Source organism: Pseudoalteromonas sp. RB2-MNA-CIBAN-0110 (assembly GCF_040309305.1).
Classification (GTDB): domain Bacteria; phylum Pseudomonadota; class Gammaproteobacteria; order Enterobacterales; family Alteromonadaceae; genus Pseudoalteromonas; species Pseudoalteromonas arctica.
In genome coordinates this window covers 1-247 of sequence record NZ_JBEOOQ010000276.1, presented here as the reverse complement: position 1 = coordinate 247, position 247 = coordinate 1, and the positions used below count along the sequence as shown (strand labels likewise).

The following is a 247-nucleotide window of genomic DNA, read 5'->3' as shown; positions in this document are numbered from 1 at the left end:
ACTAATGCTGCAAATGAAGCAACATCATTGACCGCTTGAGCGGATATCGATTTATTAATTCTTTTTGTTAAACCGGTTAATACTTTACCCGGTCCACACTCTATTAATTTTGTAACACCTTGTGTCGCCATAAATTCAACAGACTCGCTCCAACGCACTGGGCAATATAACTGACGCACTAATGCATCTTTAATTGCCTGTGAATCTGTCGGCATGGCCACATCAACATTGTTAACGACATTAATGG

Annotated in this window: 1 protein-coding gene; it reads right to left on the bottom strand. The window is 40.1% G+C overall.

The features are described 5' to 3' along the window. Positions 1–247, bottom strand: a 247-nt coding sequence (locus tag AAEY68_RS21480; RefSeq protein WP_502935723.1) for an ACP S-malonyltransferase, incomplete at both ends; no start/stop codon positions are given.